Raw genomic sequence first — 12703 nt, 5'->3', positions numbered from 1 at the left:
TTGGATTGTGCGTATGAAGGTGAAAAAGGTTACCAGGCGGGCTTTTCTGTCTTCTACCGCTGTCGCCGGTGCAACGGTGACAATGGGGTGTCCGCGCCCCAACCTCACGAACGGCGTGAAGGTGTTCAAACGTTCCGCGCGCGGTATTCATGTGTCGAACGCGGCGAAGAAGAACAATTTCAACAAGTTGTACAAGACGTTCTTGGCCGCGAAGCGCGGGCGTGCGCACAAGGGTGATCATTCCTACGTTGTGCAACTCATCATCAGCAGGCAGCTATTCGATACGCTCTTCCCGAATGGCAATCTTGTTGCCGATCTTCGCCACGATCTTTAGTCTCCACCGATTGTTGCAGCGGCGCCCGTTTTCCTCCTTGGCACACCCCATTGGGTTCATGCTGCTACTGCTTCCAGTCGACGCCGGCCGCGCGGAGGCGGACTACACTGTGCAGGTCACGCGCGATGCCACCTACGGCGTGGGGACGGTACGTGACGCAAATGGCAACCCCGCGCGCCAGCCCCTTCTGGTCGATGTCTATGCTCCGGCGAATTGCGACGACACTCATAAGCCGGCTTTGATCCTCGTCCACGGCGGGGGCTTTCGGCAGGGAGACAAGGGCGACAAGAACATGGTGAACTTCGCGCAGTATTTCGCGGCGCGCGGTTTCGTCTGCTTCTCGATCAACTATCGCATGCAGCGCGACAATCCGCCAGAGACGGCAGCATTCACGGGTGACGACCGGGCGCGCGCCGCGGCGATTCACGCGGCGTTTGTCGATGCGAAGACGGCGGTGCGGTGGGTGCGGAGCAACGCGACGGCGTTCGGCATCGACCCCGATCGTTTAAGCGCATTGGGCGGGTCGGCGGGCGCTATTACGGTGCTTGCGGTGGCGTTTACGGATGAGACGCGGTTTATGTCGGACGTCCCGGGCCAAACGATCGCGCGCGAAAACCATCCTGGCGTGTCGTCGCGGATCAATGCATGCGCGTCGTGTTGGGGTTCCGCGGCGCTGTTCTCTGACGCGATTGACAAGAACGATCCACCCGTTCTGCTCTTTCATGGACAGGAAGACAAGAACGTAAATACGCCACCGTCCGCGTCCGAGTTCGTGAGCGAGAAGTGCAGAGCGGCGGGCGTACCGGTTGAACTGCACATCCTGCCGGGGTTCGGTCACGGTGCGTGGGCGGCGACAGTCGACGGCAAATCGCTGGTCGAAGTGACGTGGGACTTCATGCAGCGCCACCTCACGGGCCGCAGATGAAGCGCAGCCGACGCCACGCCACGCTTTGATTCGTCGCGCGCGTGGCCGCTATCATGGCGGTCTATGCATTTTTCGGCCATTTTCCACCTGTTTTTATGGGCGCGGTTACTCCGCGACAGGGTGTAGCCTGCCGTGCCGTTGCGAGTTGAAGACCAGCGCGTCCCGCCGGTTCGCGGCCTAATGACGCTCCACAACCAATGGGGTAAGCCGTTTGGCGATATCGATCTCCGGCGCTGGTTGCGGCTGAACCGGCTTGTTTTCAATGTCGAGAAAGTGGACGCGCTGGCGCACGGCAACTCGGCGGAGCGCGTCGCCGATTTCATCGAAGCGGCGCGGGAGTGGGACTTGCGCTTGTCGTTGCGCACGGACTGCGCGACGCCGCCGCCCGACCTCGCCAAGCTCAAGGACGATGGACTGCTCGACGCGTTTCTTGTGCCCGCGAATGCGGACGCGCCAAACCTGAATGCCTGGCTGGCGGCCTGCACGAAAGCGGGTCTGCCCGCGCGCCTGCAATTGCCCGCGCATGTTTCGGATGCGAATGCTGTCGTCGCGCGCGCAATCGAGCACCGCATTGTGTCCGTGAACGTCGCCGCGTTCGACCCATTTACACCGCCCGCGCGCGGCGGCAGCGGCGCGCAGAGTCGAGCGTCCATCGGCGCGATGCAGACGCTCGCGCTCGAGCTCGAATCCGCCGGTATCGAGTGCAACTTGCTTCGCGTGCCGTTTTGCCAGTTCGACGAACAGCGCCGCGCGAATGTGTTGAACGCGCGGCAGTTTCATCTCGATCACCAACAGTACACAAAGGCGTCCTACGAACAGGCGCTGAACATCTACCGCAACGCGCCCGCCGCGGTAAGCAAGATCATGTTGATTCTGCTTGCGCGGTCGACGTTTCAGCGGTCGTTTGTGGATGCCGTGTTGCTGCGCCTGCTGCTGCAAATGCGTCTCGTCTATGGTTGGTCCGCGGCGCTGCACAAACTGACGCGGCACCTCCGCAACCGCTACCTGAAGCCGAAAGTCAGCGGGCAAACCATCGAGCAGATTGCGCGCGAAATCGAGAAAGTCCGCGCGCACGAGACTAAGACGCTCGGACCGAATTGCTCGAAGTGCAGCTTGCGGCGCATCTGCGACCGGGACACGCCCGAGTTCAAGCGGGCGCTGCCGGGCCTCGATCTCAACGCAGTTGGCGGCGAGCTTGTAGTGTCGCCGATGCACTTCGCGTTGGCGCAACCGAAGTACTACGACGCGATTGACGAACAGCGATTGAAGCGTACCGCCGGAGAGGAAGCACTCGTCAAGGAGGCGAACGCCGTCGTCGAAAACCGTGCGCCGGACCGCCAGATCATGCCGTACGAATATACGGTGGTCGGCGCGCCGTGGGAACATCTCGAGGGCGGCGTGCGCTGGCATTCCATCACGAACACCGAAAAGCAGAGTACGCAACTCGAATACGTCGAACCGCCGTTCACGATCAGCGTAACGTTCGGCGGCGGCATCGCGGAGTACATCGGGCTCAGTTTCGGGCGGCACTGCAAGTTGCTCTGTCCGATGGAGGGGTACCGGCACACGGTCGTGCTGCACGTCGCGGCGGACGGGCACTATGTGTTGCTGCGCGACGGAAAGCCGGTCCGGCCCGTGGAATTCGAGGGCATGTTCTACGTCCCGATGCGGCTCGGCGGACGGCTGGACCCCCGCATTGCCGCGTGGAACATCGACGCGCAGATTGTCACGCAATTCGTGAAGATATGGCGCGGCGAGCACACGCACGTCCCGCATGCGGAGGGCATAAAGTATTCGATCATCGTGGTGAACTCGCGGTATGCGCGGCGGTTGCAGGCGATGCTGCGCGCCATTGCCCACCAGCGCGACATAGACTTGGGCAAGATCGAAGTCATCATCGCGTACATTCCGGGACTGGACGCAACGGACGATCTCATCGACAGCATGCGCCTGACCTATCCCGGCCTGCGCATTGTGCGGTCGCCGTTCCCCGCGCAGAACGCCAACGCGAAAGGCTTTATGATCAACGAGTCGGCGAGCATGGCGTCCGGCGAGTGGATCGTCTTGATGGACGCCGACATCGTAATCGCGCCGACAATGTTCGCGCGAATCGACGAAGTGTCGGACTCTGCCAATTTTGTGGCGGGTGACGGCCGTTTGATGTTGAGCAAGGAAACCACGGCGAAGATTCTCACCGGCGAGATTCGGCCGTGGGACGAGTGGGACCAACTCGTGAACAGCGGGGGCGAATACCGCTATCGAGAAGCGCACGGCGTGCCGGTCGGTTTTTTTCAATGTTTCAAGCGCGAATTTTTCGACGAAGTGAAATACGCGGAGCTCGATCATTTCGAAGGCGCCGATATGTGGTTTGGCATGGCGCTCCAGGGAAAGTACGGCAAGGAAGTGCGCCTGTCCGGCCTGCCGGTGCTGCACCTCGATCACGGCGGCAGCCAGTGGTACGGAACAACGAAGCACTTTTAGCGGGGTCGAGGAGACACGACGGCCGCCGGCGCGATATGATGTTTTGAAGCGGATCGCCGCATTAGCATGATGCCGGGGGGCCGCAAGCGATGGCAGAAGCACTGAGGAGACTGACCGGCCGAATAACCCCGCCACGCCTGCTTGTAATGTCGTTTTCGGGCGCAATCGGGGTAGGCGCGTGCCTGTTGTATGCCGCTCGCACGTGGGACGATGAGGACATCGCGACGTCGATTGTTGACGCGCTGTTTACCGCGGCTTCGGCGATATGCGTCACCGGCCTCGCGGTGCGGGACATCGATGCGTCGTTTTCGCCGATTGGCCAGGCGGTAATACTCATTCTGATTCAACTTGGCGGAATCGGAATTCTCACGTTCTCCAATTTCATGCTCTACGTTCAGACGGGGCGGATGACGGCGCAACAGCGGCAACTTGTGCAAGAGTCGCTTGGCGCGCTGCCGTCCATTTCCGCGCCACGGCTATTGGTGCGCGTCGTCGCATACGCGGCGGCGATCGAAGGGATCGGCACGGCGGCGTTGACGTATCGGTTTATGACGGAACATTCCTTTCCGCGTGCGCTGTGGTTGGGCGCGTTTCACGCTGTTTCCGCGTTCTGCAACGCGGGCCTTAGCCTGTTCCCCGACAATCTCGAGCAGTACCGCACGGACGCATTCGTTAGTGTCGTCATGATGATATTGATTGTGGCGGGTGGGCTTGGTTTTCTGGTGTTGACGGACGTTGGCGGGTGGATCAGTGCGGGGTTCCGGGGCACGCGACGGCGCTTGCTGTACCACAGCCGTGTCGTTCTTGTCACTTCCGCCATGCTCATTGTGGCAGGCGCACTCGCAGTCTTGTTGCTCGAGGCCGGCGGAGTTGCTTCGTCCGGAAGCATCGCGCAGCGCACCGTGGACAGCCTCTTTCTATCCATCACGTCGCGCACGGCGGGATTCAGCACAATCTCCACAGGGCATCTCACGAACGGCACGCTTTTGGTTGTCATCATATTGATGGCGGTCGGCGGCTCGCCGGGGTCGACCGCCGGCGGGGTGAAGACGACAACGCTGGCGACGATGTCAGCGCTGCTGGCTTCGCGAGTGAGGAACCGCGATCGCGTTGAACTGCTGAAACGTACGATACCCGAGGAAACGGTCGCGAAGGCCATGATTGTGTTGGCGGCTTTTCTGGTGGCTACGGCGGCCGCCACGACAATCCTCCAAGTCAGCGAACTTTCCGGACCGGAACACCATCTCAATCGCGCGCGGTTTCTCGAGTGTCTCTTTGAAGTCGTCTCCGCGCTGTGCACAGTCGGCCTTTCGACCGGCGTGACGCCCGATCTCACAATCATCGGCAAGCTTGTCATTATCGCGTGCATGTTCGTAGGGCGGCTGGGGCCGCTGATGCTCGCCACGTCGCTGATTGGCCCGACACGTCCTTCGGAATTAACGTACCCGGAAGACAATTTGAATATCGGATGATTGGGAGTACCCACAATGAAACGCACCTTTGCCGTAGTCGGCCTAGGCACGCTTGGCGCGCAGCTTGTACGATCGCTGTACGAAGGCGGCGCCGATGTAATCGCGCTCGACAAAGACGAGGACGCTGTCAGCCGCGTGAAGGACACGTCGACGCAGGCGATTTGCGTTGACGTCGCCAATGAACAGGCGTTGGACGATGCGGGCGTATTCGAGGTGGACGTGGCGATTCTTGCATTGCGGCGGAATTTCGAGATAACGGTACTGGGCGCGTTTATGTGCAAGAAGCGCGGAGTCCAGGAGATCATCGTGCACGTCGATTCGGACCTCGAAGCGCAGGTGGTCCGCGCGATCGGCGCGACATCCGTCGTGTTTCCGGAACGCGATCTAGCGCGGTATCTCGCGGAAAAACTGCTACACCCCAAACTCACCGACCACGTGTCGCTCGGCCACGATGTCGATATTGCCGAACTGCAATGTCCCCAACGCTGGGTGGGAAAGACGCTCGCTGACTTGCGTATCCGAAAGAAACACGACGTTGTCGTGGTCGCCATTCGCCAGGACGATGCTAATCAGGACGTCCAGATCGTTCCGTCGCCCGATGAACCGCTGCGGGCAGGAAATGTACTCGTGGTATTGGGCAGGTCGAAGGCGCTTGACGCGTTTGTTTCGAGTTTCGGCGAGTAGGAAAGTGGGGACTCATTGTGACACGCGGTATGACGAAGAGCCGAAATCAAATAGCTGGGGGGCGCCGAGAATCGCCGAGAATCGCATCGCAGTCTTGTGCTGCGCGCTGTATCTCTTACCGGGACACGACTGGGACCGTTCCTTATTGGGGGGCCTAAAAAGGAGTAAGTCCAACGGCTATTCTAAGGGCTTCCTCAATCTCTTGCATGATGCTCGAGCCGACCTTTCCGTACTTCCCGACAATTCTTCGTTTATCAATCGATCGGATTTGCATGAGCAAAACTTTGGACCGAATCTTCAGGCCCGCTTGCCCTGCTTCAATTCGAACCTCAGACGGATGCACGCGATCGGTCTTTTTGCTGGTTACCGAAGCCACGATAACTACGGGTGAGTGGTGGTTTATGAGGTCGGGCGAGAGAATTATCGCGGGACGCTGCCCTGCTTGTTCGGACCCTTCCACCGGGTCCAGTCGGACGCGGACGACGTCACCGCGTTTTTGGGCTTCGCGCGGCGCTTCTTGCCACGTGTTAACTCCTCCTCCAACGGATGGAATTCACGCTCGACCTCGAGGTACACATCCGCCATATCCCTGCAGCCTTCGACGACGGCACGCGCAAGCTTCGATCGCCGCCGCCGTTCCACCCATTCGTCCAGAAGTCTCGCCAACATCGCACTTCGCTGACCCGGCTTCACTGCCGACTCGAACTGCGCGACAGTTCTTGATGGAAGGGCATATGTCTTCTTAACAACAGACACTTGGAATTCCTCGAGGTTCAGGCCATTGTCTACCGAACATTATGCCATAACTTTGGTTGGTATCTCAGATCATCGAAATGGCAGTTCAATCACCCCCGCGATTAGCTTCCAGCAGGGCGGCGATTTGGTTTCCTTCCAGCCGGGAGGTACCCAGGGCATGCTGAGACTTGCTGTGAGCAAACATGGGCCGGAGGGGGGATGTCCGGAATTCAACCTCTCGTGGTAGACCGGGTCCGTGATGCGCGGATTGATGGTGTTGTCGCCGGACTTGAGGATGCCGCTCCAATAGTTCTTTTCGATGACTTGCATGCGCTTAGCCGCAAACGACTCGACGTGAATCAATTGCAGCGTGGCGCGATCCTTGAACGGTTTCCGTTGCATGTCCTCGATGGTCACGTACCGCAGTTCGTTGTGAAGGATGACGCGCGGCGTCTCGGCAAAAACCATCAGATCGGCGACTGTCGCGCGGCCCAACAGTCGCCACTTTCCCGGCAGGATGCTGCGGTTCTCGCGCTCGAAGCCGAAGTCCGGACCGTCGTCGGCCAGTGGCACTTCGATGACATCCAGCAACAGCGGGAAATAGCCGTCCAACTGCATCGAGTCTTTTGGAATTCGCCCATCGTTCAGGCCGGAAACGGGCCGCACCCACTTGCCGGTCTCGGGGTTGATGCCGGCGATGCAATAGTCGTGGTGCTTCCACGAGTTGGCGAGCACGATGAGTGGCGTCATCATTACAAGTGGACGATCTCCACGCCGCCCCAGTGGGCGTGCAGGTGTTCGGCGACGAGGCGGCGGTGGCAGTGCTCCGGCGTGTCTTCGCTGCACAGGAGGCAGCCGCCGTCGAGCAATTCGCGGGAAACGGTCTCCGAAATGCGGCGCTCCTCGATGAGGCGGTTGAAGTCGCGCTCGTAATCCGCCCAATCGCCCTTGTTCTTTTTGAACGCATCGAGAATGTCCTGAGTCGGGCATAACTCCGGGACGTGGACGTAATCGATGTTCGCGACGGCTTTGAGGAAGTACTTCAGATCGTCGGCCTTGGCGAACCCCGCAAGCTGCGACGTATTGTTGAGCCGGATATCGACAATACGGCGCACACCCGCGTGTTGGAGCCGCGAGAAGAATTCTTCGGCTGATTTCTTCGTGAAACCGATGGTGAAGAGCTTCATGTTTCCACCGGCTCGCGCGTGTACGCGATGCGCTCCGCCTGCAAGTCCTGCGCGCGCTCGATCAATCCGTCGTGCGAACTCAACTCGCCGAACAGTTCGGGTTCGAGCTTGTGCAGCGCGACGAGACGTTCCAATGCATCTTCGTGCGTTTCGCCCGAGGCATCGGGAAGGATGTGCGTGATGGGCAGGGACGGGTGCAACTTTCGCAATGCGCGGCACACGAGAATGGTGCGATGGCATGTGAGCGGATCGGCCTCGGAACACATCAATGCAATTGACCGGTCTTGCGACTCCTCGATGACGCGGTCGAGTCCCGCGCGGAAGATGGGCAGTTCGGCGATGCGATCGTAGCGCGCTTGATCGCCGACGTAGCATGTTTCTTCATCACGCCGCGCGCCGAGTTCGCGCCCGAGAAAGCCGTACCCGATATCCGCCTCGCGCAGCATGTGTTGCAGGTTTTCCTTCGAGTACTGGGGAACGAATTTGCTGTAGGGGCTCGAGCGAACGTCGGCGATCGCCGATACGCCGTGCGCGGCGAGCAGGGAAAGGAACTGCGCGGGTTCGTAGTTCGAGTGGCCGATGGTGTAGAGGGTATTCATATGGGCGCGGCGGTGCACGGCGTGAATGCCGCAACCCTTTCAGGGTTGGTGCGGTATATGGGTGCGGCGGAACCCGGGGTAGCGTCGCGAAGCGCGCCGCAACCCCGGGCTGCGCGCTGGAACCCCGTTGGGGTAATGCGGAGCGTGCGCAGATCAAGCGGGCAGGGTCGATACGCTGCGGGGTGGAACCCCGTTGGGGTAATGCGAAACACGATTGGCCAGCTCATATGATGGGGCCGCCTAGTGTCGTGAGTTTGAAATCCGCACCATTTGTCGTGCGCGTGCTCGTAATCGTAATCGTAATCGAGCATTCGAACTCCTGCACAACCTCTACGGGCGTTCGACTTTTCGAACGAATTTGGGGTTCAAGACACTAGAAGACGGCGGCGAAGCGGCTGAGAATGCCCCGGAGGCCGCGGCGGTGGGCGTTGGGGCAGGCGCTTTCGGAACAGTTGCGGCAGATGTCCGGCATCTTCGAGGTGTCTTCTTCCGCGAGAGCGTCGCGCACCTGCGTCACGGGCGCGGCGCGCCACACGTCCTGCACGCTCTGCGTGTATACATTGCCGAGGATGTAGGTGCGGTGCCAATCGACGCAGCACAACGGCACGTCGCCGTTGAACAGGATCATCATGTCGCGGGAGGGGCGGATGCAGTTGCCCATCGAGCGCATCTCGCCGACGTTGAGTTGTTCGGCGTCGGCGATGTTACCGCCGCGGTTCTCAAGCGCGGACGTGACGAGCCGCACGCCGTGCTTCGCCCAGAACTTCCGGGTCTTGGGAATTTCGTCGACGTTCTTGTTGGTGACGACCATCGACACGCGGAAGTCGATTTTTGACTTTTTCTTTTTGATGAGCTTTTGAAACGTAATGCAGTTCTCGATCACCTTGCGGCTGTCATAGCCCATGATCTCCCGGTTCGTTTCCGGGTCGAGCGACTGCAGACTGCATTTGAGTTGCTTGAGACCCGCATCGAGCAATGCCTCGCCGACCTTCTCGGACAGGTACGTGCCGTTCGTGATGACCTGGGTCTTGGCGCCGGGGATGCGCTCGGTCACGTACTTCGTCAATTCCGGCAGGCGCTTGTCGAGCAGCGGCTCGTTCTGCATGTACATGCCGACGCGGCGCGGGGGGGTCTTCGCCAGGTCGTCCACAATCTTCTGGAACATCTCGAGCGGCATGCGGCCGTGCTCGAGGTCAGATTTCAATACCTGCTCGTTCGGACAAAACACACAACGGCCGTTGCATCCGGCCTGCGTTTGTATTTGGACCCGGGGCGGACCCGGCGTCAGCGGATGGCGCACGAAATCGCTCCTACGTGAACCGCTGGTTGGCTATCACCACCAAGGAGACAGATTTTAGCAGATACCCGCGCGAAGGAAAAATCGAACGGGCATTGCCGTTTCCTTCCATCGGCGGCGGTCGAGCCGGCCACGTCTTCTATTTCCTAGCCCAGTGTGTTGCACTCCGGAGTCGAAGGGCCGGTTGGGAGACGAGGGTTATACTTTTGCCGATATCGGCCTGCCGTGTACTTCTTCGTGCTGCGATACGATCTCTGTTTAATTGACAAATTTCGATTAGCAATGCGAATTCTTCGCGTTGCCGCCGAGCGTCAGCGCTTTGTAGGGGGTGAAGCAGGATCAGGTGTTACGTGCGTTGAGTAGATCGAGAGAGGTCAAAGCAGAGCTTTGCAAGAGGGCATTGCGAAATGGAAATTTCGCAACGAGGGAACGAAGAGGGCATTGGGAAATGGAAATTTCGCAACGAGGGGATAGGTCTGGCCTCGTGGGGCAGGAGGTCGCGTTATTGCGGCAGGGCGTGCTTTTTGAAGAATTGCCAGATGACTTCTGTCGCGTCGATGTCTTGCGACGTTTTCCCGATGAGGCCAGCGGGCAGGTATTGGATCGGGGCGCCGGGCCAGGTGTGGCCGCCGCCCTGGACGGCGTAGAAGACGACTTCTGCGCCGGGCGCGCCCGGGGTGTAGATGCTGCGCTCGATGCGCGTGCCGTCGCTTGGGTCGGTGTCGGGAAGCAGCGTGACGGTGGGTGTTGTGGCGCAGCCGTTTTTCGCGACCCAGAAGTCTACGGTTTGCAGCGCGGTGACGATGCTGACGCGGGAACGGCCGGTGGATGATCCGCCGAAGGGAACGAGGGGATCGTCCGTGCCGTTGATGAGCAAGATGGACATTGCGGATGCGCTTCTACTCTGGCGCTGGACGAGGTAGGGGATGCCTGCGATGACGGGCGCAATCGCGGCGAAACGGTTGCCGATGTCGCACGCGAGCCGGTTTGCCATCATGCCGCCGTTCGATGCGCCGGTGACGTAGACGCGCGCGGGATCGATGGTGTGCGTGGACGCGATGTAGTCCAACAGCGCGGAGATGAAGCCGACGTCGTCGGTGGAACCGGCTTTGTAGGAGCGGTCGTTCCATTTGCGGTCAAGGCCGTCGGGATATACGACGATGAAGTTTTCCTTCGCGGCGAGCTTTGTGAACTGCGTGTAGCGTTCCATGCCCTTGCCGTCGCCGCGAAGTCCGTGCAACACGAAGACAACGGGAAATGGGCCGTTGCCGGAGGGCGTGTATATACGGTAGGTGCGTTCGACGCCGCCGTGAACAATCGACCCCGGCGAACTCGATTCACGCGCTGCCGGGTCAATGGAGTGGGCTGCAATGACAGGTAAAGAGGAAGCCAAGGTGAACAACAGGACGTGAATACGGGTTCGCATCTTGCCAACTCCTCTGCCGGAGGTGTTTGCAGATAGGTCGAACACGGCGCCCCGAATTTTGTTCCGGGTGAAGGGAAGAACATCCCCCTGAATCCCCCTTCAAAAGGGGGACTTAAGACCAACGTCAAAGACATCCTCCTGCAATTCTTGAGGTCCCCCTTTTGAAGGGGGATTCAGGGGGATGTGGCTTTGTTCACACGACCTCGGGAATCCGGTATGGTTCGCGGCCTTCGCGTTTGAGGAGTGCGTTGGCTTCGTCGTCGTTGACGAAGGTCTCGGTCGCGGCGTCGATCATGAGTTTGCGGCCGACGCGGTACGACGCGTTGGCGTAGTGGCACAGGCTTGTCGAGAGGTGGCATTCGGCGATATCGCCGTTCGGCATGTTGCGCGAGCGGATGCAATCGATGAAGTTGCCCATGTGCTCGGGGTTCGCGAATCCGCCTTGCGTCGTGACATTCGGTTTGCCATCCGAATCGAAAGTCTGCCAGCCGCCGCCGTGCCGCTCGAAGAACATGAACTCTTTGCTGCCATAAACCTCGAAGCGGGTTCCGCTCCACGCCCATTCGGGAATGATATCGAGGACACGCTGCTCGACGGGCATCTTGCGCATATACGGCGTCCATAGCGTCTGCTCGTAGACCATCGTCACGCCGTCGAAGTCCCAGATGACGGAATGCGTGTCCGGCGTTTCCTGGTCATCTTTGAAGTACTGGATTCCGCCGCTTGAATAGACCGATTTCGGACAGGTCAGCCCGCAAATCCACCGCGCGATATCGACCTGGTGGCAGCCGTCGTTCGTGATGTCGCCCGCGCCAAAATCCCAGAACCAGTTCCACGCGTAGTGGAATCGGTTTTCGTTGAATGGACGGTTTGGCGCGGGGCCGAGCCACAAATCGTAATCGACGCCCTCGGGCGGGTTCGTGTCTTCGCGGTGGCCGACGGTGCCGCGCGGTTTGCTGTTCAGCACGCGCACGAAATGCACTTCGCCGAGTTTGCCGGACTTGATGTAGTCTGCGGCCTGGAAGCAATACTCCGCGCTTCGGTTCTGCATGCCGCACATGACGACGCGGTTGTACTTGCGCGCCGCCTCGATCATCTTGCGGCCTTCCCAAATGTTGTGACACGTGGGTTTCTCGACGTATACGTCCTTGCCCGCCTGGCAGGCCCACACGGTGCTCAACGCGTGCCAGTGGTTCGGCGTAGCGCTGACGAGGCCGTGGACTTCCGGGTCATCGAGCGCCTTGCGGAAGTCCTGCACGCAGGTTGGAGTGCCGCCGCCCACGTCCTCGATCGATTTCATCATGCCGGGGAAGAGTCGGCTGTCCGGATCGGCGAGGTACTTGACGTGGACGTCTTTGCGTTTCGCGAACTCTGCCGCGAGCCAACTGCCCCGCCCATGAATCCCCGCGACGCATAACACGACGCGCTCGTTCGCGCCGAGTACGTTAATGGAAAACGTCGATGCCGCGGCGGTCGCCAGCGCCGTCTTCGTGGTTTTGCCGATGAATTCCCGCCGGTTGATTGTGCGCATTTGAAGCCCACCTCCGTTTTTTCGAAAACAGG

General features: G+C 60.1%; 13 protein-coding genes. 5 read left to right on the top strand and 8 right to left on the bottom strand.

Features of this window, described 5'->3' with window-relative positions:
- The first annotated feature begins 13 nt into the window (after positions 1 to 13).
- From HUU46_11640 to HUU46_11620, 5 genes are all read left to right on the top strand, one after another.
- Positions 14 to 334, top strand: a complete 321-nt coding sequence (locus tag HUU46_11640; protein NUM54288.1) for a twin-arginine translocation signal domain-containing protein — start codon at positions 14 to 16, stop codon at positions 332 to 334.
- Positions 297 to 1259 carry an alpha/beta hydrolase gene (locus tag HUU46_11635; protein ID NUM54287.1) on the top strand — a complete coding sequence of 321 codons (963 nt, stop codon included), beginning with the start codon at positions 297 to 299 and terminating at the stop codon, positions 1257 to 1259. The genes HUU46_11640 and HUU46_11635 overlap by 38 nt, the downstream gene beginning before the upstream one ends.
- A 132-nt stretch (positions 1260 to 1391) precedes the next feature.
- Positions 1392 to 3740, top strand: a complete 2349-nt coding sequence (locus tag HUU46_11630) for a glycosyltransferase (protein ID NUM54286.1) — start codon at positions 1392 to 1394, stop codon at positions 3738 to 3740.
- 89 nt (positions 3741 to 3829) lie between these two features.
- Positions 3830 to 5212 (top strand): hypothetical protein, encoded by a 1383-nt coding sequence (locus HUU46_11625; GenBank protein NUM54285.1) that lies wholly within the window; start codon positions 3830 to 3832, stop codon positions 5210 to 5212.
- Between the two features lie 15 nt (positions 5213 to 5227).
- Entirely contained in the window at positions 5228 to 5896 is a 669-nt protein-coding gene (locus tag HUU46_11620; protein NUM54284.1) for a TrkA family potassium uptake protein, read from the top strand.
- Between the two features lie 154 nt (positions 5897 to 6050).
- On the opposite strand, the gene HUU46_11615 is transcribed toward HUU46_11620, so the two are convergent.
- The 8 genes from HUU46_11615 to HUU46_11580 form a co-directional block, all read right to left on the bottom strand.
- Positions 6051 to 6356, bottom strand: a complete 306-nt coding sequence (locus HUU46_11615) for a type II toxin-antitoxin system PemK/MazF family toxin (protein NUM54283.1) — start codon at positions 6354 to 6356, stop codon at positions 6051 to 6053.
- Positions 6317 to 6652 (bottom strand): hypothetical protein, encoded by a 336-nt coding sequence (locus HUU46_11610; protein NUM54282.1) that lies wholly within the window; start codon positions 6650 to 6652, stop codon positions 6317 to 6319. The genes HUU46_11615 and HUU46_11610 overlap by 40 nt, the downstream gene beginning before the upstream one ends.
- Positions 6653 to 6721: 69 nt before the next feature.
- Entirely contained in the window at positions 6722 to 7384 is a 663-nt protein-coding gene (locus HUU46_11605; protein ID NUM54281.1) for a hypothetical protein, read from the bottom strand.
- Positions 7384 to 7818, bottom strand: coding sequence for a DUF488 domain-containing protein (locus HUU46_11600; protein NUM54280.1), 435 nt, complete (start codon positions 7816 to 7818; stop codon positions 7384 to 7386). Before HUU46_11600 ends, HUU46_11605 begins: the two co-directional genes overlap by 1 nt.
- A complete protein-coding gene (locus tag HUU46_11595) occupies positions 7815 to 8417 on the bottom strand; it encodes a DUF488 domain-containing protein (GenBank protein ID NUM54279.1) in 603 nt (200 codons plus the stop codon). Before HUU46_11595 ends, HUU46_11600 begins: the two co-directional genes overlap by 4 nt.
- Positions 8418 to 8790: 373 nt before the next feature.
- Positions 8791 to 9717 carry a radical SAM protein gene (locus HUU46_11590; protein NUM54278.1) on the bottom strand — a complete coding sequence of 309 codons (927 nt, stop codon included), beginning with the start codon at positions 9715 to 9717 and terminating at the stop codon, positions 8791 to 8793.
- 499 nt (positions 9718 to 10216) lie between these two features.
- Positions 10217 to 11140, bottom strand: a complete 924-nt coding sequence (locus HUU46_11585) for a prolyl oligopeptidase family serine peptidase (protein NUM54277.1) — start codon at positions 11138 to 11140, stop codon at positions 10217 to 10219.
- Positions 11141 to 11333: 193 nt separating this feature from the next.
- Positions 11334 to 12671: a Gfo/Idh/MocA family oxidoreductase gene (locus HUU46_11580; protein ID NUM54276.1), complete on the bottom strand. Its 1338-nt coding sequence runs from the start codon at positions 12669 to 12671 to the stop codon at positions 11334 to 11336.
- Between the last annotated feature and the right edge of the window lie 32 nt (positions 12672 to 12703).

It is taken from the genome of Candidatus Hydrogenedentota bacterium (genome assembly GCA_013359265.1).
Lineage (GTDB): Bacteria > Hydrogenedentota > Hydrogenedentia > Hydrogenedentales > SLHB01 > JABWCD01.
The sequence above is the reverse complement of the archived record's forward strand: the minus strand, read 5'-3'. Positions and strand labels throughout refer to the sequence as shown.

What these genes read in the sequence shown, in the direction of transcription:
- HUU46_11605 (NUM54281.1), bottom strand. Translation starts at nt 7,384, where the DNA reads ATGATGACGCCACTCATCGTGCTCGCCAACTCGTGGAAGCACCACGAC.
- HUU46_11620 (NUM54284.1), top strand. Translation starts at nt 5,228, where the DNA reads ATGAAACGCACCTTTGCCGTAGTCGGCCTAGGCACGCTTGGCGCGCAG.
- HUU46_11580 (NUM54276.1), bottom strand. Translation starts at nt 12,671, where the DNA reads ATGCGCACAATCAACCGGCGGGAATTCATCGGCAAAACCACGAAGACG.
- HUU46_11600 (NUM54280.1), bottom strand. Translation starts at nt 7,818, where the DNA reads ATGAAGCTCTTCACCATCGGTTTCACGAAGAAATCAGCCGAAGAATTC.
- HUU46_11585 (NUM54277.1), bottom strand. Translation starts at nt 11,140, where the DNA reads ATGCGAACCCGTATTCACGTCCTGTTGTTCACCTTGGCTTCCTCTTTA.
- HUU46_11625 (NUM54285.1), top strand. Translation starts at nt 3,830, where the DNA reads ATGGCAGAAGCACTGAGGAGACTGACCGGCCGAATAACCCCGCCACGC.
- HUU46_11635 (NUM54287.1), top strand. Translation starts at nt 297, where the DNA reads ATGGCAATCTTGTTGCCGATCTTCGCCACGATCTTTAGTCTCCACCGA.
- HUU46_11595 (NUM54279.1), bottom strand. Translation starts at nt 8,417, where the DNA reads ATGAATACCCTCTACACCATCGGCCACTCGAACTACGAACCCGCGCAG.
- HUU46_11640 (NUM54288.1), top strand. Translation starts at nt 14, where the DNA reads ATGAAGGTGAAAAAGGTTACCAGGCGGGCTTTTCTGTCTTCTACCGCT.